General features: G+C 67.6%; 20 protein-coding genes. 11 read left to right on the top strand and 9 right to left on the bottom strand.

Annotated features, from left to right (window positions below):
- Positions 1-230 precede the first annotated feature (230 nt).
- The 10 genes from IB257_RS04770 (at position 231) to IB257_RS04725 (ending at position 9324) form a co-directional block, all read left to right on the top strand.
- Entirely contained in the window at positions 231-3146 is a 2916-nt protein-coding gene (locus tag IB257_RS04770; RefSeq protein ID WP_192491927.1) for a monovalent cation/H+ antiporter subunit A, read from the top strand.
- Positions 3146-3490, top strand: coding sequence for a Na+/H+ antiporter subunit C (locus IB257_RS04765; RefSeq protein ID WP_054453926.1), 345 nt, complete (start codon positions 3146-3148; stop codon positions 3488-3490). The genes IB257_RS04770 and IB257_RS04765 overlap by 1 nt, the downstream gene beginning before the upstream one ends.
- A complete protein-coding gene (locus tag IB257_RS04760; protein WP_054453928.1) occupies positions 3487-5118 on the top strand; it encodes a monovalent cation/H+ antiporter subunit D in 1632 nt (543 codons plus the stop codon). The genes IB257_RS04765 and IB257_RS04760 overlap by 4 nt, the downstream gene beginning before the upstream one ends.
- A complete protein-coding gene (locus tag IB257_RS04755) occupies positions 5118-5600 on the top strand; it encodes a Na+/H+ antiporter subunit E (protein WP_054453929.1) in 483 nt (160 codons plus the stop codon). Before IB257_RS04760 ends, IB257_RS04755 begins: the two co-directional genes overlap by 1 nt.
- The gene (locus IB257_RS04750; protein WP_013394078.1) at positions 5597-5878 is read left to right on the top strand and encodes a K+/H+ antiporter subunit F; all 282 of its coding nucleotides are present in this window, start codon (positions 5597-5599) and stop codon (positions 5876-5878) included. The genes IB257_RS04755 and IB257_RS04750 overlap by 4 nt, the downstream gene beginning before the upstream one ends.
- Positions 5875-6216, top strand: a complete 342-nt coding sequence (mnhG, locus tag IB257_RS04745) for a monovalent cation/H(+) antiporter subunit G (RefSeq protein ID WP_054453932.1) — start codon at positions 5875-5877, stop codon at positions 6214-6216. The genes IB257_RS04750 and mnhG overlap by 4 nt, the downstream gene beginning before the upstream one ends.
- 130 nt (positions 6217-6346) lie before the next feature.
- Positions 6347-6829, top strand: a complete 483-nt coding sequence (locus tag IB257_RS04740) for a hypothetical protein (RefSeq protein ID WP_119449652.1) — start codon at positions 6347-6349, stop codon at positions 6827-6829.
- Between the two features lie 110 nt (positions 6830-6939).
- Positions 6940-7788, top strand: a complete 849-nt coding sequence (locus IB257_RS04735; RefSeq protein WP_059380070.1) for an HAD family hydrolase — start codon at positions 6940-6942, stop codon at positions 7786-7788.
- Positions 7789-7798: 10 nt separating this feature from the next.
- Positions 7799-8290: a tRNA adenosine(34) deaminase TadA gene (gene tadA, locus IB257_RS04730; protein WP_054453937.1), complete on the top strand. Its 492-nt coding sequence runs from the start codon at positions 7799-7801 to the stop codon at positions 8288-8290.
- On the top strand, positions 8287-9324 hold the full coding sequence (locus tag IB257_RS04725; protein WP_192491926.1) for an LD-carboxypeptidase: 1038 nt from the start codon (positions 8287-8289) through the stop codon (positions 9322-9324). Before tadA ends, IB257_RS04725 begins: the two co-directional genes overlap by 4 nt.
- A 36-nt stretch (positions 9325-9360) precedes the next feature.
- On the opposite strand, the gene IB257_RS04720 is transcribed toward IB257_RS04725, so the two are convergent.
- Genes IB257_RS04720 through IB257_RS04710 form a run of 3 tightly spaced genes read right to left on the bottom strand, consistent with a single transcriptional unit; the run spans position 9361 to position 12877 of the window.
- Positions 9361-10929 (bottom strand): M48 family metalloprotease, encoded by a 1569-nt coding sequence (locus IB257_RS04720; RefSeq protein WP_192491925.1) that lies wholly within the window; start codon positions 10927-10929, stop codon positions 9361-9363.
- 7 nt (positions 10930-10936) lie between these two features.
- Positions 10937-11293: a hypothetical protein gene (locus tag IB257_RS04715; RefSeq protein ID WP_192491924.1), complete on the bottom strand. Its 357-nt coding sequence runs from the start codon at positions 11291-11293 to the stop codon at positions 10937-10939.
- A gap of 6 nt (positions 11294-11299) precedes the next feature.
- Positions 11300-12877 carry a CHASE2 domain-containing protein gene (locus tag IB257_RS04710; RefSeq protein ID WP_119449655.1) on the bottom strand — a complete coding sequence of 526 codons (1578 nt, stop codon included), beginning with the start codon at positions 12875-12877 and terminating at the stop codon, positions 11300-11302.
- Positions 12878-13112: 235 nt separating this feature from the next.
- Between IB257_RS04710 and IB257_RS04705 the strand changes: the two genes are divergently transcribed.
- Positions 13113-14717, top strand: coding sequence for an ABC-F family ATPase (locus IB257_RS04705; protein WP_119449656.1), 1605 nt, complete (start codon positions 13113-13115; stop codon positions 14715-14717).
- A gap of 51 nt (positions 14718-14768) precedes the next feature.
- On the opposite strand, the gene IB257_RS04700 is transcribed toward IB257_RS04705, so the two are convergent.
- Genes IB257_RS04700 through IB257_RS04675 form a run of 6 tightly spaced genes read right to left on the bottom strand, consistent with a single transcriptional unit; the run spans position 14769 to position 19354 of the window.
- Complete coding sequence (locus tag IB257_RS04700) at positions 14769-15545, bottom strand: SDR family NAD(P)-dependent oxidoreductase (protein WP_119449657.1); 777 nt, start codon at positions 15543-15545, stop codon at positions 14769-14771.
- A gap of 17 nt (positions 15546-15562) precedes the next feature.
- Positions 15563-16720, bottom strand: a complete 1158-nt coding sequence (locus IB257_RS04695; protein ID WP_192491923.1) for a thiolase — start codon at positions 16718-16720, stop codon at positions 15563-15565.
- Entirely contained in the window at positions 16717-17112 is a 396-nt protein-coding gene (locus tag IB257_RS04690) for a Zn-ribbon domain-containing OB-fold protein (protein ID WP_054454816.1), read from the bottom strand. The genes IB257_RS04695 and IB257_RS04690 overlap by 4 nt, the downstream gene beginning before the upstream one ends.
- Before the next feature lie 5 nt (positions 17113-17117).
- Complete coding sequence (locus IB257_RS04685; RefSeq protein ID WP_175213460.1) at positions 17118-17900, bottom strand: enoyl-CoA hydratase/isomerase family protein; 783 nt, start codon at positions 17898-17900, stop codon at positions 17118-17120.
- Positions 17897-18376 (bottom strand): MaoC family dehydratase, encoded by a 480-nt coding sequence (locus IB257_RS04680; protein ID WP_054453951.1) that lies wholly within the window; start codon positions 18374-18376, stop codon positions 17897-17899. The genes IB257_RS04685 and IB257_RS04680 overlap by 4 nt, the downstream gene beginning before the upstream one ends.
- Before the next feature lie 12 nt (positions 18377-18388).
- Positions 18389-19354, bottom strand: coding sequence for a tripartite tricarboxylate transporter substrate binding protein (locus IB257_RS04675; protein ID WP_054453953.1), 966 nt, complete (start codon positions 19352-19354; stop codon positions 18389-18391).
- Positions 19355-19358 lie beyond the last annotated feature (4 nt).

The raw sequence follows: 19358 nt of genomic DNA, 5'->3' as shown, positions 1-19358 counted from the left end.
TTACAAGAATCTGATATTTTTCGTATGAGATTCTTGGCCGGTCTTGCAAGAAAGCTATTGCGTTTGTTTCTGTCTGCGCCGTTCAATGGCGTTGGTTGATGCCCCCCGCGGGGCAACGTGTAGTGCAGCGACGCACCGGGCCAGGGTTCCGTCCGTTTTTCAATCCCCGGTCTGTTCGTCTTTCGCTGCCTTGCGCTGGCGGGAGGGGGCCCGGACACTCTCGGAACGCCATGTCGCTGATCCTGATCCTCGCTCTGCCGTTTGCCGGCAGCCTGTGCGCCGCGCTTCTGCCATCCAACGCCCGCAATGCCGAGGCCTGGCTGGCGGGCCTCATCGCACTGGTCTGTGTGGTGCTGGTCATCAGCCTCTATCCCGAGGTCGCCAACGGCGGCGTGGTCCGCTTCGACATGCCCTGGGCGCCCGCCCTGGGCCTGCAGTTCACCCTGCGCATGGACGGCTACGCCTGGCTGTTCGCGCTGATCGTCTCCGGCATGGGGGCGCTGGTGGTGCTGTATGCGCGCTACTACATGTCGCCGGAAGATCCGGTGCCGCGCTTTTTCTCCTTCTTCCAGGCCTTCATGGCCGCCATGCTGGGCGTGGTGCTGTCGGGCAACCTGATCCAGCTGGTCATGTTCTGGGAAATGACCAGCCTGGCGTCCTTCATGCTGATCGCCTACTGGCATCACCGCCTGGACGCCCGCCGCGGCGCGCGCATGGCGCTGACGGTCACGGGCGGCGGCGGGCTGTGCCTCTTGGCCGGCGTCCTCATCCTGGGCCATATCGTCGGCAGCTATGACCTGGACCGCGTGCTGGCCGCGGGCGATCTGGTGCGGGCCGACCCCTGGTATCCGGCCGTCCTGATCCTGGTGGCGCTGGGCGCGCTGACCAAGAGCGCGCAGTTCCCGTTCCATTTCTGGCTGCCCAACGCCATGGCGGCGCCCACGCCGGTATCCGCCTACCTGCATTCGGCGACCATGGTGAAGGCCGGGGTGTTCCTGCTGGCGCGCTTCTGGCCGGTGCTGTCGGGCACCGACGAATGGTTCTGGATCATCGGCGGGGCGGGGCTGATCACGCTGGTGCTGGGCGCGTACGCCGCCATCTTCCAGCAGGACATGAAAGGGGTGCTGGCGTACTCCACCATCAGCCACCTGGGGCTGATCACGCTGCTGCTGGGCCTGAACAGCACGCTGGCGCTGGTGGCCGCCATCTTCCACATGATCAACCACGCCACTTTCAAGGCCTCGCTGTTCATGGCGGCGGGCATCGTGGACCACGAGACCGGCACGCGCGACCTGAGCCGATTGTCCGGCCTGTACAAGGCCATGCCGATCACCGCCACGCTGGCCATGGTGGCGGCTGCGTCGATGGCGGGGGTGCCGCTGCTCAACGGCTTCCTGTCCAAGGAAATGTTCTTCGCCGAGACCACCTTCGTCAGCGGCGACCGCATCACCGAGATCGGCCTGCCCCTGGTGGCCACCATTGCGGGCGCGTTCAGCGTGGCCTATTCGCTGCGCTTCATCCTGCAGGTGTTCTTCGGCCCCCCGGCCACCGACCTGCCGCGCGCCCCGCACGAGCCGCCGCGCTGGATGCTGTTCCCCAGCGCGCTGCTGGTGGCGATCTGCCTGCTGGTGGGCGTGGTGCCGGGCCTGACGGTCGGCCCGTTCCTGGCGACCGCGGCCCAGAGCATCCTGGGTCAGGACATGCCGGAGTACAGCCTGGCCGTCTGGCACGGCTTGAACCTGCCTTTGGTCATGAGCCTGGTTGCGACCACGGCCGGCATTCTGCTTTATCTCGCCCTGCGCGCCCATCAGCGCGCCAATCCGGGCCGGGTGCCGTTCATCTACCGCCTGGACGGCCGCCGCAGCTTCGAGGCGCTGCTGGACGGCTCCAGCGTGGCCGCGGCCTGGCTGCTGCGCTGGCTGGCGTCCTCGCGCCTGCAGGTGCAGATGCTGCTGATCGTGCTGGGTACGCTGTTCGTGGCCTGGCTGCCGCTGCGCGCGGGCGGCTGGCTGGATGGCTCGGGCCGCATGACGCCGATCGATCCGGCCTTCGCGCTGCTGTGGCTGGTGGGCGCGGGCTGCGCGCTGGCCGCCGCCTTCCAGGCCAAGTACCACCGCCTGGCGTCGCTGGCGCTGGCGGGCGGCGCCGGCCTGATCACCTGCCTGACCTTCGTCTGGTTCTCGGCGCCCGACCTGGCGCTGACCCAGCTGTCGGTCGAGGTCGTGACCCTGGTGCTGTTGCTGCTGGGCCTGCGCTGGCTGCCGCGGCGCATTGCGCAGGATGAAGACGAAAGCCTGAAGGCCACGCTGCGGGCTCGCGGGCGGCGTCTGCGCGACCTGTTGCTGGCAGGCGCCGCGGGCACCGGCATGGCCGCACTGGCCTATGCGGTGCTGGTGCGGCCGCAAGGCGACACCATCTCCTCGTATTTCGTCGACCGTGCGCTGCCCGATGGCGGCGGCACCAATGTGGTGAACGTGATCCTCGTGGACTTCCGCGGTTTCGATACCTTCGGCGAAATCACGGTGCTGGGCATCGTGGCGCTGACCGTCTACGCGCTGCTGCGCCGCTTCCGTCCGGCCGCCGAAAGCGCGGACCTGCCGCGCCAGCAGATCGACCAGGACGGCGGCGTGCCGGCCGCGCCGGACATCAAGTGTCTGGTGCCCACGGGTTCGATGATGGTGCCGACCGTGCTGGTGCGCCTCTTGCTGCCCACCGCCGCGCTGATTTCCGTGTACTTCCTGCTGCGCGGCCACAACGAGCCGGGCGGCGGTTTCGTGGGCGGATTGATCTTCGCCACCGCCGTCATCCTGCAATACATGGTCGGTGGCGTGTACTGGGTGGAGTCGCGCAGCCGCCTCAACCCGCAGAACTGGATCGGCATCGGCCTGTTGTTCGCCGGCACCGCGGCGGTGAGCGCGTGGCTCGCCTACAAGCCTTTCCTGGCGGCGCTGGCCTGGGATGTCGCGCTGCCGCTGATCGGCCACGTGCATCTGTCCAGCGTGCTGCTGTTCGACCTGGGCGTCTACATGCTGGTCGTGGGATCCACCGTGCTGGTGCTGGTGGCGCTGGCCCACCAATCGCTGCGCGCGCAACGCAAGGCTGCCGTCGAAATCCAGGCGGCGGCCGCACAAACAGGGGAAGCCTGATGGAATTGATATACGCCATCGCTATCGGTGTCTTGGCGGGCTCGGGGGTCTGGCTGCTGCTGCGGCCGCGGACCTTCCAGTTCATCATGGGCCTGTCGCTGGTTTCCTACGCGGTGAACCTGTTCATCTTCGGCATGGGCCGGCTGACCTCGGGCCGTCCGCCCGTGGTCGATCCGGCAATGGCCCATGATCCTTCCTGGTATGCGGATCCGCTGCCGCAGGCGCTTGTGCTGACGGCCATCGTGATCGGCTTTGCCACCACCGCGCTGTTCCTGGTTGTGCTGCTGGCCTCGCGTGGCCTCACGGGTACCGACCACGTTGATGGACGGGAGTCCCAATCTTGAATTTTTGGCTGCAACACCTGCCCGTATTGCCCATCGTCACGCCGCTGGCGGCTGGCGCGGCGATGCTCCTGCTGGCGGACACCCGCCGCTACACCCGTGGCGCCATTGCGCTGGTTTCGACGCTGGGCCAACTGGCTGCCGCTATCGCGCTGCTGGTGGTGGCGGGCGGCGGCGTGCCTGGCGTCTGGCCGGACGGGGTGGGGGTCTATCTGGTGGGCGACTGGCCCGCGCCCTTCGGCATCGTGCTGGTGGTCGACCGCCTGGCTGCGGTGATGCTGGCCCTGACCGCGGTGCTGGGGCTGGCGACGCTGGTCTATGCGCTGGCGCGCTGGGACCGCGCCGGAGTGCATTTCCATTCGCTGTTCCAGTTCCTGCTGATGGGCCTGAACGGCGCCTTCCTCACGGGCGACCTGTTCAATCTCTTCGTATTCTTCGAGGTGCTGCTGGCGGCGTCCTATGGCCTGTTGCTGCACGGCTCGGGCGTGGCGCGCGTGAGCGCCGGCCTGCAGTACATTGCGGTCAACCTGGTGGCCTCGTTCCTGCTGCTGATCAGCATCGCGCTGATCTACGGCGTCACCGGCACGCTGAACATGGCGGACCTGGCGGTGCGCGCCGGCAACCTGGCGGGCGCGGACCGCATGCTGTTCGAGGCGGGCGCGGCCATCCTGGGCGTGGCCTTCCTGGTCAAGGCGGGCGCCTGGCCGCTGAACTTCTGGCTGGTCAAGGGCTACGGCTCGGCTGGCGCCCCCGTCGCGGCCATGTTTTCCATCATGACCAAGGTCGGCATCTACGCGCTGCTGCGCATCGGTTCCTTGCTGCTGCCCACCGGCGCGCCGGCGGCCTTCAGCCTGGATTGGATGTTCGCGGCGGGGTTGGCCACGCTGCTGTTCGGCGGCCTGGGCCTCCTGGCGACCCAGCAACTGGAAAAGATGGTGGGTTACTGCGTGATCGTGTCGGCCGGCACGCTGTTGACCGCACTGGGCATGCCCGGCGTGACGCTGACGGGGCCGGCGCTGTTCTACCTGCTCAGCTCCGTGCTGACCACGGGCGCGTTCTTCCTGCTGGCTGAGTTGATCGAGCGCACCCGCAGCTTCGGCGCCAACGTGCTGGCGGTCACCCTGGACGCATTCGACCTGGACGACCCGGCCTCGGTCAACCGTTCCGACGACGTGGTGGGCGTGGCCATTCCCGCCGCCATGGCCTTCCTGGGCCTGGCCTTCATTTCCTGCGCCTTGCTGGTAACCGGCCTGCCGCCGCTGTCGGGCTTCGTCGCCAAGCTGTCGCTGCTGTCGGCGGCGGTGTCGGCCGCCAACGAATCGGTCGTGCCCATGGACGCCTGGATACTGGTGGCCGCGGTGTTGCTGTCGGGGCTGGCGGGCCTTATCGGCCTGGGCCGCACCGGCATCCGCGTGTTCTGGGCCAGCGATGACCGCAGCACGCCGCGCCTGCGCTTGATCGAAGCCGGGCCGGTGGCCGTGCTGTTGCTGCTGTGCGTGGGCCTGGCGGCCGGCGCCGGCCCCGTGTCGGCCTATCTGGACGACGCGGCACGGTCGCTGGACCAGCCCAAGTCCTATATCGACGCCGTCATGTCCGCGCAGACCGTGCGCGGCCTCAAGGGAGGAAGCTGATGCGCCGCCTCTACTTCCTGTTCCTGCCCGTCTACCTGTTCGTCCTGTGGCTGGTGCTCAACCAGAGCGCGTCCGCGGGCCAGATCGCGCTGGGCATCGCGCTGGCGCTCTGGTTCACCTGGGCGGCGTCGCGCCTGCGGCCGCTGAGGGCCAAGCCGCGCCGCCTGTGGAAGGCGGTGCCGCTGTTCCTGCACGTGACCGCGGACATCATCAAATCCAATATCGCCGTGGCGCGGCTGATCCTGAATCCGCGCCGCAATGACTTTTCGCCCGGGTTCATCATGATCCCGCTGACCATGCGCGACCCGCACGGCCTGGCGATGCTGGCTTGCATCGTCACGTACACGCCGGGCACCGTCTGGGTGGACCTGACCGACGACCACAGCCTAAAGCTGCACGTGCTGGACCTGCAGAACGAAGGCGACTGGATCAAGCTGGTGCAGGAACGCTACGAGCGCCCGCTGATGGAGATTTTCGAATGAACAACATACTTTATTGGGCGGCGTCCTTCGCCTTGCTCTGCTTCGCGCTGGGCATGGTCTTCGCCGCCATCCGGCTGCTGCGCGGTCCCACCGCGCAGGACCGCGTGCTGGCCCTGGACACGCTCTACATCAACGGCATGCTGACCATGCTGGTGTTCGGCATCCGCTCCGGCACTTCCGTGTATTTCGACATTGCGCTGCTGATCGCCTTGTTCGGCTTTGTCGGTTCCACCGCCATGGCGCGCTTCCTGCTGCGCGGCGAGGTGATCGAGCCATGATCGACGCCCAGATCCCGCTGTGGGCCGCCATACCCGCGAGCATCCTGCTGGTGCTCGGCGGCCTGCTTGCGCTGACCGGTTCGGCCGGCCTGCTGCGCTTCCGTACCTTTTATGCCCGCATCCATGCGCCCACCTTGGGCAACACCATGGGTTGCGGCTGCGTGCTCGCGGCGTCCATCCTGGTGTTTTCGGCACTGTCCTCGCGGCCTGTGTTTCATGAAGTCATCATCACGCTGCTGCTGATCGTGTCTTCGCCCGTGACCGCCATGCTGCTCATGCGTGCGGCAACCTACCGTAATCGCCTGAGCAAGACCGACGCCGAGCGCGACGCAAGTTAAGGGGAAAGGCAGGATTTGTTGCGTCGCGTCAATTGAAACGTAGTCTTACGATTTCATGTCGCTGGACATGTAGCCGAAGCGTCATCGTGGGATAGTGGGTAACGGTTCAATCAACTTCAAGGAGCTGACCATGACTACACGACCCATGCATACCAAACGCCTCGCGGCGACGCTTTGTGCCGCTGGCCTGATGTTGGCCGCGGGAGCGGTCCACGCGGCTGATGCGACCGGCCGCGGCTCAGCTCAGTCCCAGTACCAGCAGGACGTCGCGGCATGCAAGAGCGGCGCCACCGGCCAGGACCAGGCCGCCTGCATGCGCGAAGCCGGCGCGGCGCGCCAGGAAAGCGGCCGCAACAACCTCAAGGACGGCAACAACGATCAACTGCAGCAGAACATGCTGGACCGCTGCAACCGCCTGCCGGCCGCCTCGCGCCAGGACTGCGTCACGCAGATGACCTCGCCGACCAATGTGCGTGGCAGCGTGCAGGGCGGGGGCGTGCTGCGTGAAACCGTGATCCAGGTGCCGGCCGATACCGTGCCGCCCGCGACTAGCGCGCCGGGCATGGCGCCCGCGCCGGCGGCGGCGCCCATGACCGCGCCGGTGCGCCAGTAAGCGACAGTCGGGGCCGGGGCGGCAGGGCCGCCCGCCTTGGGCCTCCAGGGGCGCAGCCGCCGCCACATTCAGGCAAAATGGCGGCTGTCGCCCCTTTTTCACGCATATACATGTCCGACGTCATCGCCCTGATATTCGACTTCGACGACACGCTGGCCTCGGACAGCACGTCCGGCTTCCTGGAAAGCATGGGCGTGGACACGGCATCCTTCTGGAAGGATGAGGTCGATCCCTTGCTCTCGCAGCAGGATTGGGATCCCGTGCCCGCCTATCTGTACCAGATGATCCAGCTGTCGCAATCGGGCAAGCACGGCCTCATCACGCAGCAGCGCCTGAAGGACTGGGGCGCCCGGCTGGAATTGCACGACGGCGTGCCCACGCTGTTCCAGCGGCTGCGCGCCGCCGTGCGGGCCGAACAGCCGCAGGTGCAGTTGGAGTTCTACCTGATTTCCAGCGGCATCGGCGACGTGGTCAGGTCTACGCCCATCGCGCATGAGTTCACCGAGATCTGGGCGTCCGAATTCATCTACGGCGCGGACGGCGGCATCGCGTTTCCGCGACGCATCGTCAGCTTTACCGACAAGACCCGCTACCTGTTCCACATCCAGAAGGGCATCATCGGCCGCGACTTCCGCAACAAGCCTTTCGAGGTCAACCGCAAGGTGCCCGAGGACCGCTTGCGCGTGCCGTTCGACCAGATGGTGTTCGTCGGCGACGGCTACACCGACATCCCGTGCTTTTCGCTGATCCGCCGCGCCGGCGGCTTCGCCTTCGGTGTCTGGGACCCCAAGCATCGCGACAAGCGCAGCCGGGCTTGGGGCTTCATCGAAGAGGGCCGGGTATCGAACCTGAACCAGGCCCGCTACGACGAGCACGCCGAGCTCTACCAATGGCTGGAAGAGGCCGTGACCAGCCTGGCCGGCCGCATCGCGCTGAAGTCCCGGGTGTACCGTGGTTGAAGCAGTCCCGATGGCGGCGGTCCCGGCCTGGACCGCGCAGGATGCCAGCTTCATGGAACTGGCGCTGGAACAGGCGCAAGCAGCCTACGACATCGGCGAGGTGCCGGTAGGCGCGCTGGTGGTGTCGGCCCAGGGCGACATCCTGGGGCGCGGCTACAACCGCACCATCATCGACCACGACCCCACCGCCCACGCCGAGATCGTCGCCTTGCGCGGCGCCGCGCGCGCGCTGGAAAATTACCGGCTGCCGGGCATCACCGTATACGTCACGCTGGAGCCCTGCGTCATGTGCATCGGCGCCATGCTGCATGCGCGGCTCGCGCGCGTCGTGTTCGGCGCCTACGATCCCAAGACCGGCGCCTGCGGCAGCGTGCTGGACGTGGGCTCGGTCCCCAAACTCAATCATCACACCTCAGTCACCGGCGGCGTGCTGGCGGAACCTTGCGGCGAGCTGCTGCGCCGGTTCTTCCGCGAGCGCCGCAGCAAGGAATCCGCAGCATGAGCAAATCCCAAGGCGCCAAGGCGCGCGGCGCGAAAGCCGCCGCCGCCCACGACCATGACCACAACCACGATCATGGCCACGCAGGCCACGAATGTGATGAAGACTGCGGGCATGACCACAGCCACGCCCACGTGCTGCCCGACGCCCGCGGCATCTACCTGATCTCGCCGTCGTCTGCCGTGCGCGATCCGGCCGCCGTCGAACTGGCGCGCGAACGGCTGCAGCAACAGGGCTTCAAGACCGCCGTGGACCGCACTGCGTACGCGCAGCACCAGCGCTTTGCCGGCACCGACGCGCAGCGCCTGGCCAGCCTTACGCGCGCCGCCAAGCAGAAGCTGCCCATCGTCATGGTGACGCGCGGCGGTTACGGCATGGGCCGGCTGCTGCCTGCCATCGACTGGAAGGCCATGGCCGACAGCGGCAAGCGATTCGTGGGCATGAGCGACTTCACCGCCTTCAACCTGGGCCTGCTGGCGCAGACCGGCGCGGTCAGCTATACCGGCGCCTCGGCCGTCTATGACTTCGGCGGCAAGAAGGTCGATGACCTGACCGAAGCGCTGTTCGGCGAGATCATGCGCGGCGAACTGGAAATCCTCAGCTTCGAAACCCAGGACGCCGATGCGGTGGACTGCCGCGGCATCCTGTGGGGCGGCAACCTGGCCATGCTGACGTCCTTGCTGGGCACGCCCTACATGCCCAAGGTGCGGGGCGGCATCCTGTTCCTGGAAGACGTGGCCGAGCATCCCTACCGCATCGAACGCATGCTGATCCAGCTGGCGCAGGCCGGCATCCTGGGCAAGCAGAAGGCCATCGTGCTGGGCCGCTTCTCGGACTACAAGCTGGCGCCGCACGACAACGGCTACGACCTGCACGAAGTCGTGGCGTGGCTGCGCAAGACGGTCAAGGTGCCGGTGGTGACGGGGCTGCCGTACGGCCATGTTGCCACCAAGGCGACGCTGCCGATCGGGCAGAAGGTGGGCCTGGCCACCGAGAAAGGCATGGCGCACCTGGTGCTGGACGCACACACGCACTAAAAAAGGAAAGGGGCGCCGAGCGCCCCTTTCTCATTGCTACTTGAACAGCCTGTCGACCAGCGATTGCGCCTTCTGCTCGCTGCGTCGCTTGGCCTCGGCCTGCTCGGCGGGCGACTGTGCCGCCTTGCTGCACTCCCCGGCATAGCTCGCGAAGCGCGACGCGCATTCCTGCGCCAGCTTGCGCGCCTGATCCCAGCCCTGGGTCTGACCATAGAAGCGGATGGCTTCGGGCCATGCCAGCGCCGAACCACGGAAGTACTCGAAGCCCTGGCCCATGATCTTGGAGGCTGGCCCGGACTGGCCCGCGCCCAGCAGATTATTGGCGCGCAGCACGTACACCTGCCACGCGCGGTCGGGCTCGGACGCGAGGTTGCGGTCCAGCAAGGCGGACCCGCGCGCGCCGGACTCCGCCTGCGCCATGCTCAAGGTCAGCAAGGGCAGGGCGTGCGCGGCGCTGGGCCCCGAAGCGGCCTGGGCCGCGAGCTTGCGGGCGCGCGGATAGTCCTGAGCTTGCAGCGCCTGCTGCGCCTCGGCTGCGGTCTTGTAGTTCTTCAGCAGCGCGGCCGTGCGGCGTTGCGCGAGGGCCTTGTTCCAGGGCGCGGTCGCCGCCGCAGGTCGCGGCTTGCCCGCCATCAGGGGCATGACCTGTTCGGTCAGCGCGGCCAGGCGCGCGCCGGTGTCGGGATGGCTGACGGTCAGCTTGTTCCAGATGTCTTCCAGGCCGGTGCGCAAACCTTCGCTGGCGCCGGCCACGCCGGAATTCAACGAGGCCTGCATCTCGGTCAGGGGAGCGATGCTGTTGCCCTTGGCCGCCTCCCGCTTGCGGGTGTTGTCGGCCGCCGCCTGTTTGATCTGCTCGAGCATGCGCTGGCGCGCTTCGGCCTGTACCTGGGCGTTCTCGGCTTCCCAGGTGGCCTGGCGTTCCAGGAACGCCTTGAAGCCTTGCGTATACGAGTAGCCCAGTTCCAGGCTGACAGTGGCGCCGAAACGGTCGGCGTTTTCTTCCTGCTGCCGGCCCCAGGCCGGCACCAGCATGTTCTTGCCCAGCGTATACGAGGCGATCACGCTGTCCACGGGGCTCCAGCCGGTGGCGCTGCCGGCCTTGCGGGCCAGTGCCACGCCCACGGCCGCCAACGATGCGACCTGGTCGCCCGCGGCATTGACCGATTCCATCTGGTGGTAGTCGAGGTAGACGTGGCCGAACTCATGGGACAGGATGGCGACGATCTCGTCCTCGGATTCCGCCGAGGCCAGCCAGCCCATGGACAGGTAGATGTTGCCCGCGCCGGTGCTGTAGGCTTCCAGCGCCGATGAAGAGGTCACGTGAACCGCGCCAGGCCAGCCCGGCACGCCCGCGGCGTTCTTGATCCGGGCAAGCAGGCCGTTCAGATAGGTTTCCATCTCCGGCATGGCGACCAGGCCCATGCCCTGGGCGCGCTGGTTGCGCGCGTCCAGGTTGGCGTCGGGCCATTGCCGGTCGGCGGGAGGCGGAGGCAATTGGCCGGCCGTGACCGAAAAACCCTTGCCTCCGGGAAGCGTGGAGCAGGCGCTCAGCAGCAGCGCGCCGGATACGGCGGCCATGCGCAGGATGTGGGCGGATCGCATGGGCGGCTCAGCGGCAGACGTTCTCGCCCGCGCCTGCGGTCGAGCCGGTGGGCGGCGGCACGCCCTTGATCACAGGCCCGCATTGCGCGGCGGAGCCTCGCGCGATGCGCACGTGCATGCTGTCCACCCAATAGTCCTTGCCGTCGACCTTGACGTGGTAGAACTCATTGGCCTCTTCGAGCACGGGCCAGGGCATGCCCTGGCCATCGGACTTGGCCGCGGGCGCGCCGCCGTCCGACTTGGCATACAGCGGCACGGGCTTGATGTTCAGGCCGACGATGGCGTCCGCCGCCGAGGCGCTCGCGCCAGCCAGCGCAAGAGCGGCCGCGGCCAGCGCGGTCATCAGGGAGGAGGGCTTGGGCATGCGTTTCTACTCCTGTTGTGGGCGGGTAGCGGATGGCTCCCGCGAGGGTGTCGTGGACGCCGGCGCGGAAGCGCGGTCCGGTTTGCCAAAAAGAAAGGCGGTGGCGCGATTGGTCCAGCCGAGCCAGTGGGCGGCCAGGGCCATGATTGCCAGGTCGACGATGGGCAGGGTGCCCACGTTCAGCCAGCGCTGCGCAAGCAGCACGATGTACAGCACGATGAGCGAGGACAGGACGATGGCGGCCGCCTTGCGCAGCAGCAGCAACGCCGCGACGCAGAGCTTGGACGTCAACCAGCGCGCCAGCCACAGGCGCGCGGCGCGGTCGCGCAGCAGGGCTGACAGGCGCCCGGCCTTGGCCTTCCAGCCGTCGCCGGCTTGCGCGGCAGGCGGCAGCGGCAGGGCGGGTGCATCGGCAAAAAGCCGCCATTCGGCGGGCGGGGCCAGCAGCCGGCCGCCCAAGCGCGTATTACCGCGCAGCCATTGCGCCAGCCAATGCAGGAAATGGGCCAGCATGACGACCGGGATGCCCAGCAGCCACAGAACATTGGGCGGCCAGATTTCCCATTCGAGGGCGCGCTTGTAGTCGTCCTGGTAGGTCAGCAGATTGTCCAGGGCCATGGCGTGCATGAACACGCCGGGGATGGCGTCATGCACGGGCGACAGCACGGTGTCGTTGAAGCCGCTGAGCGCGGCGCCGATCATGACGTAGCGCCCCGTGAGCATGTCGGCCAGGCGGGCGCCGTCGGCTTCTGGCGCGCGCAGTTCGGACAGGGTCAGCGCGCGCGTGTACGGGCAGATGGGCTGGGCGGCGTCCGGGTCGCCCAGCAGGCTGCGGACGTAGGACGGCAGCATTTCCATGTAGCCGCCGCGGGCCTGCCGGCATTCCATGCTGAAGCGGCGCTGGTCCAGGTTGTCGACGCCCCAGGTCAAGGCCATGGCTTCGTGCGTGCGCGTGATGGCCACCCCCGCCGCGTCCTGGGCGATGGCCAGCGCCGCGCTGCGCGCGTGCTCGCCCGACCAGAGGGGATAGCTCCATACCAGCCGGTCCACCTTGCTGGGGGTGTAGCGCACGTCGACCATGGTGAAGCATGGCTTCTCGCCCGCGGGCGCTTCCAGGCCCGAACGCAGGCTCAGGTTGCCCTGCGCATCGGGCAGCGCGGCCAGGAACACCGGGATGTTGGCGTCGCGCAGCTCGCACAGGGCGGCGGCCAGCTCGGGCAGGGTCGGATCGTCGCGCTCGCGCCCGAAGGTGATGTCCAGGAAGATGGCCTTGGGCTTGTGGATCAGGCCGATGTTGCGCAGCCAGCGCGCATGCGTCCTGTAAGGCACCGGCCAGGCGCCTTTCTGCTGGTCCAGGGAGTCGTCGTCGATCAGGACGACCGTGGTGTCGTTGCGGTGCGAGATGTCGTAGTGGCCCCCGACCAGCCGGGCCTGGAGCCGCGCCGCCGCATAGGTGAGCAGGTCGGAACTGGGGGTGAGCCGGGGCGTCGCCCACAACATCACGATCGCGACGATGGCCGCCACGATCAGCGACCGGCCATAGGAAAGCTCGACTTTCTCGGAGGAGTGGTTGGCGTCTGCCACGTAGCGGGGGAGGTGGGTTGCAACCGCCTGACCGGCCTGGCGGCCATAGGCGCTGAGTTGCCCGCAATAGTACCCCAATTAATACAAATGTTTACGTTGTGACATCAAATGCCATGCAGCATTTCCAGATGCTTCAGCGGGTAGCTTGCCCGGCCTGGATGCGATTCACGGATGCTTGGTACACTATCGGGTTTCTCCGCATGCGTCCCCGGACGCCCAAAGACTCAAACATACCGTGATCTCCACCGCCAATCTCACCATCCAGTTCGGTCCCAAACCCCTTTTCGAGAACGTCAGCGTCAAGTTCGGGGAAGGCAACCGCTACGGGCTGATCGGGGCCAATGGTTCCGGCAAGTCGACCTTCATGAAGATCATCGGCGGCGACCTGGAACCCTCGGCGGGCAACGTGTCGCTGGAGCCGGGCGTGCGCCTGGGCAAGCTGCGCCAGGATCAGTTCGCGTTTGAAGACCTGCGCGTGCTGGACGTCGTCATGATGGGCCACACCGAGATGTGGGCCGCCATGTCCGAGCGCGACGCCATCTACGCCAATCCGGAAGCGACCGAAGACGACTACATGCGCGCGGCCGACCTGGAAGCCAAGTTCGCCGAGTACGACGGCTACACCGCCGAAGCCCGCGCCGGCGAACTGCTGCTGGGCCTGGAAATCGCTGTCGACCAGCACAACCTGCCGATGCGCGAAGTGGCGCCGGGCTGGAAGCTGCGCGTGCTGCTGGCGCAGGCCCTGTTCTCGAATCCGGACGTGCTGCTGCTGGACGAACCGACCAACAACCTGGACATCAACACCATCCGTTGGCTGGAAAACGTGCTCAACAGCTACCAGAGCACGATGATCATCATCAGCCACGACCGCCACTTCCTGAACCAGGTGTGCACGCACATGGCCGACGTGGATTACGGCGAGATCCGCATTTATCCGGGCAACTACGATGATTACATGCTGGCCTCGACCCAGGCCCGCGAGCGCCTGGTGGCCAACAATGCCAAGGCCAAGGAACGCGTGGCCGAACTGCAGGACTTCGTGCGCCGCTTCGCCGCCAACAAGTCCAAGTCGCGCCAGGCCACCTCGCGCCTGAAGCAGATCGACCGCATCAAGGCCGACCAGGTCGTGGTCAAGCCCTCGTCGCGCCAGAACCCGTACATCCGCTTCGAGCAGAACAAGGTCATGCACCGCCTGGCGGTTACCGTCGAAAACCTGTCCAAGGCCTACGACGCGCCCGTCATCCGCAAGTTCTCGGCCATGGTCGACGCAGGCGAAAAGATCGCCATCATCGGCGCCAACGGCGTCGGCAAGACGACCCTGCTGCGCCTGCTGGCCACCGACCTGCAGCCCGATTCGGGCGAAGTGAAGTGGTCCGAAAACGCCGACTTGGGCTACATGGCCCAGGACGTGTCCGACCAGTTTCTGCAGACCGACATCAACCTGCTGGACTGGATGGGCGACCATCGCCAACCGGGCGACGACGACCAGTCGATCCGTTCGGTGCTGGGCCGCCTGCTGTTCTCGGCGGACGACCTGCCCAAGGCGCCCAAGGTGCTGTCCGGCGGCGAAAAGAACCGCATGACCTTCGGCCGCCTGATGCTGGGCCGGCACAACGTCATGCTGCTCGACGAGCCCACCAACCACCTGGACATGGAATCGATCGAATCGCTGCAATTCGCGCTGGAAAAGTACGAAGGCACGCTGGTGTTCGTGTCGCACGACCGCGAGTTCGTGTCCGGCCTGGCCACGCGCGTGATCGAGATCCTGCCCACGGGCGAGATCGTCGACTACCGCGGCGGCTACGACGACTACCTGACCTCGCGCGGCATCGACGGCTGAGGCCGCCGCGGGCCGCCGCCAGAAGCATCTGGCCGCGGCCCTGGATTTTCCCTACATGCCTATGGTCATGCCGCCATTGGCATAGAGGTGCTGCCCCGTCATATACGAGGCGGCATCCGACAGCAGGAAGCACACCGGCCACGCCACTTCTCCAGGCTGGCCGAAGCGGCCCAGCGGGATCTGCGACAGATAGGTGTCGCGGAACTTGTCCCCCCGTATGGTCTCCGTCATGGGCGTTTCCACCACGCCGAAGCCGATGGTATTGACGCGTATCCCGTACTTGCCCCATTCGCGCGCCGCGCTCATGGTCAGGCCCAGCACGCCGGACTTGGCCGCGGCGTAGTTGATCTGGCCTATGGTGCCGCGGCGACCCGCGTCCGAGGTGATGTTGACGATGGAGCCGCCGGGCTTGCCAGTCTCGCGCGCCCCAGCCAGCATGTGGCGGCCGACGGCCTGCAGGAACTGGAAGGATCCGGTCAGGTGCACGTCGATCACCTTTTGCCAGGCTTCCTGGGTCATTTTTTCTATCATGGCGGTGCGGGTGATGCCCGCGTTGTTCACCAGGCCGTCCACCGCGCCGTAGCGCTGCGCCGCGCGCTCGACGGCCGCGGCCGCGAATGCCGGGTCCGACACGTCGCCGGCCAGGGTCAGCAACTGATCCTTGGGCGCCTCGCGCTCGAACGCGGCGAGGGCGTCGGCGTTCATGTCGACGGCGGTCACGCGCGCGCCTAATTGCATGGCCAGTTCGCTGATGGCGCGGCCTATGCCCTGGGCGGCGCCGGTCACGATGATGCTGCGCTGGTCTAGCAGAAAAGCTGTGCGGTTCATGGTTTTCCTTGTCGGGTTCAGAGGGTTTCGGCCGTGCCGAGGATCAGGGTGGCCTGGCTGGACAGCTCGCCGCCGTTGCCGTGAGCCAGCGCCAGGCTGGCGCCGGGCACTTGGCGCGCGCCGCCCAGGCCGGCCAGCTGCACGTAGGCTTCAACCATGGTGAACAGGCCGTACATGCCGGGATGCACGCAGGACAGGCCGCCGCCGTTGGTGTTGACGGGCAGCTCGCCGCCGGGCGCGATGCGGCCGTTTTCCACGAACGCCGCGCCTTCGCCCTTGGCGCAGAAGCCCAGGTCCTCCAGGAACAGGATCGGGTTGATGGTGAAGGCGTCGTACAGCTCCAGCACGTCGATGTCCCGCGGCCGCACGCCGGCCTGGGCAAAGGCGCGCGCGCCGCTGCTCGCGGCCGCCGTGACGGTCAGGTCCGGCATATTGGTGATTTCGCGGTGGTCCGTGGCCGCGGCCGCGCCCAACAGATAGGCGGGCCGGGCGCAGTGGTCGCGGGCCCGGTCGGCGCGGGTCATCACCACGGCGGCGGCGCCGTCGGTGACCAGGCAGCAGTCGCGCACGCTCAGGGGCTCGGCCACCATGCGGGCCGACAGGTACTGCGCCATGTCCAGAGGTTCGCGCATGTAGGCTTCAGGATTGAGCATGGCCCATTGGCGGGCGGCGATGGCCACCGCGCCCAACTGTTCGCGCTTCAGGCCGTACTGGTGGGCGTAGCGCGAAGCCGCCAGCGCATAGGCGCCCACCGGACGCGCCAGGCGGTAGGGCGCTTCGTTGGGGGCGGGGCGCATGGAGCTCACCAGTTTGCCCGCGCCGCTGCGCTGATTGCTGCCGTAGGCGATCAGCGCCACGTCGCATTGCCCCGCTTCCAAGGCCAGCGCGGCCCACATGGCGTGCGTCAGAAAGGAGGACCCGCCGGTGCGGTTGTTCTCCGTCAGGCGAGGCGAGATGCCCAGGTATTCGGCAAAGCCCAGGCCGGACATGAAGTCATCGGGCAGACCGATGAAAAGGCCGTCGACCTGATCCGGGCGCAGCCCTGCCTGGTCCAAGGCCGCAAGACTGGCCTGGACGGCGAGGTCCATCGAGCTCAGCCCCGGGGTCTGGCCGATACCGTAGGTGGCTGCGGCGACGATGGCGGCCTTGCCGCGCGGGAAACGGTCTTGGGTCATGCTTGCTCCGCCACAGGTTCAAACACCAGCACGCCGCATCCGGCCTCCTGGACGACGCGGGCGCGCACCCGGGCGCCGATGCGCACGTCCTGCGCGGGGATGCCGTCCACCCGTGACATCAGCCGCGGCCCTTCGTCCAGATCGACCAGCACCACGCCGTAGGGCGTTTCGGGCGGCCGGGGGTGGATGACGGTGGCGGCGTAGATCCGCCCCAGTCCGCTGGGTGCGGCCCATTCCACGTCGCGCGAACCGCTGCGCGGCGCGGCTACGCGCGGATAGAAGAAGAATTCGCCGCTGGCGCGGTCGCGCTGCAGCATGAAACGGCCTTCGTTCAGATAGGCCTCGTAGCGGGCCTGCGGACCCGGTTCGGCGGTTTGGGTTTGCGTAGGCATGTCGTTCAATCCCATTTGTAGGCGGGGGGCAGCTTTTCCACGAAGCGCCGGGCGGCTTCGCGGTGGAAGGCGCTGTCGCGGCAGATGGCCTGGGCCATGGCTTCCTGCGCGTAGATGTCTTCGCGGCTGGATTCGAAGGTCCGGTTCATGATGGTCTTGGCCAGCCCCAGCGCCTGCGTCGGGGCGTTGTGGAAACGTTCGGCCATGGCCAGCGCCTGTTCCAGCGGATCGCCGTCGCAGAGCGCCTGCACCAGCCCAAGATCCAGCGCTTCCTCGGCGTCGCAGACCCGGGCCGTGAACACCAGTTCCTTGGCGCGCGCCAGCCCGACGGCGCGCGGCAGCAGATACATGCCCAGCATGTCGGGCACGTAGCCGATGCGGGCGAACACCGCGCAGAAGGTGGCGCCGCGCCGCGCGATGGCGTAGTCCGCGCACAGCGCCAGCGACAGGCCGGCGCCGAAAGCCACGCCTTCCACCGCGCTGATGACGGGTTTCTCCAGATCCACCAGCGCGTCGTACCACTGGTGGATCTTGCGGATGCGCGCGCGCCCCTCGAAGGCGTCCAGGCCCTGGGCATGCGCCTGTGCGATGGACTTGATGTCGCCGCCGGCGCAGAAATGCCCGCCCGAACCCGTCAGGACGACGGCCTTGATGCCGTCATCCTCGCGCAGTTCCGGGAGGGCGCGCGCGAACGCCTCGCGCATCTCCAGGCTGAGCGCATTGCGCTGGTCGGGGCGGTCCATGGCCAGCACGGCGGTGGCGCCGTGGCGGGTGATCTTCAGTGTCATGCCTGCTCCTTGCCTGCGTGATAGGCGATCTGCGTGAGCCAGCGCGCAACCAGCGCCGGTCTTTCCTCGCCGTCGATATCGATGCGAACGTCCCACGCCAGGCGCGCCTGGCCATCCGGCAGCTCGTCCACGCCAGTCAGTGCAAACGCGCCGCGGATGCGCGCGCCGGCCTTGACCGCCTGGGTGAAGCGCACGCGGTCAAAGCCGTAGTTCACCGCCAGCCTTCGGTTCGGAAAGCGCATCGCCGACGCATAGAGGCTGGGCAGCAGCGAGAGCGTCAGCAAGCCGTGGGCGATGGCCGCGCCGTAGGGCGATTCGGCCTGCGCGCGCTGCGGGTCCATGTGGATCCACTGCGTGTCGCCGGTGGCCAGGCCGAAGCGGTTGATGGTGTCCTGGTCGACCGTCTGCCAGGGAGTCAGCGCGGGAGGCTGTCCGGAAAAGGCGCGCAGCGCCTCGATGGAGTCCAAGGTGATCATGGGGGGCTCTTTTCACTGGGCCTTCAGGCCCAGGTCGCGGGCGACCGGCAGCCAGCGGTCGCGCTCGGCCTGCACGAAGGCGGCGAACACCTGGGCGTCGCCCGGCATGGCCACCGCGCCGATACTGGTGAGCTTGCGCTGCAGTTCCGGCTGCGCGAGCGCCTGGTTGACGCCGCGGTTCATCTGATCGACGACGGCGGTCTGCGTGCCGGCGGGCGCCACCAGGCCGAACCAGGCGCTGGCGTCGATGCCGGGATAGCCGAGCTCGGCGGCGGTGGGTACGTCGGGCAGGCCGGCGAAGCGCTTGTCGTCGAGCACGGCGAAGGGGCGGATCTTGCCGGACTGCGCCTGCGTCATGCTGGAGGGCAGGGCGTCGAACATCATGTCGGTGCTGCTGCCCATCAGGCCGACGATGGCGGGGGCGCTGCCCTGGTAGGGTACGTGCGTGACCTGGAAGCCCAGCTTGCTGACGGCGTATTCGCCGGCAAGATAGGTGATGTTCCCGGTGCCGGCCGAGCCCATGGTCAGCTTGCCGGGAGATTGCTTGCCCAGGGCGATCAAGGCCTTGACGTCGCGCGCCGGCAGGTCATGGCGCACCACAAGCAAGAGCGGCGACTTGGCCATGCCCGAGACCGGGACGAAGTCCTTGGACGGGTCGTAGGTCATCTTTGCGTAGAGCGCCTGGTTCACCACCAGCGGGGCATTGGAGCCGACGAAGAAAGTCTTGCCGTCGGGCTTGGCGCGGGCGACGTAGTCGGCGGCGATCATGCCGGCGGCGCCGGGCTTGTTCTCGACGATGATGGTCGCGCCGCCGCCCTTGCTCATTTCCTGCGCCACCAGGCGCGCGATCTGGTCGGCGGCGCCGCCGGGCGGGTAGGGCACGATGAAGCGGACGGGCGCGTCCTGAGCCGACGCGGGGGCGGCCGCTAGGGCCGCCAGGGTCAGGGCGCTGCAGACTGCGGCGGTGATGATGCGCATGGTG

The organism is Achromobacter sp. ACM03, assembly GCF_014851665.1.
In the GTDB taxonomy this organism is placed as follows: domain Bacteria; phylum Pseudomonadota; class Gammaproteobacteria; order Burkholderiales; family Burkholderiaceae_B; genus Achromobacter; species Achromobacter aegrifaciens.
This window is presented reverse-complemented; position numbering and strand designations above follow the sequence as displayed.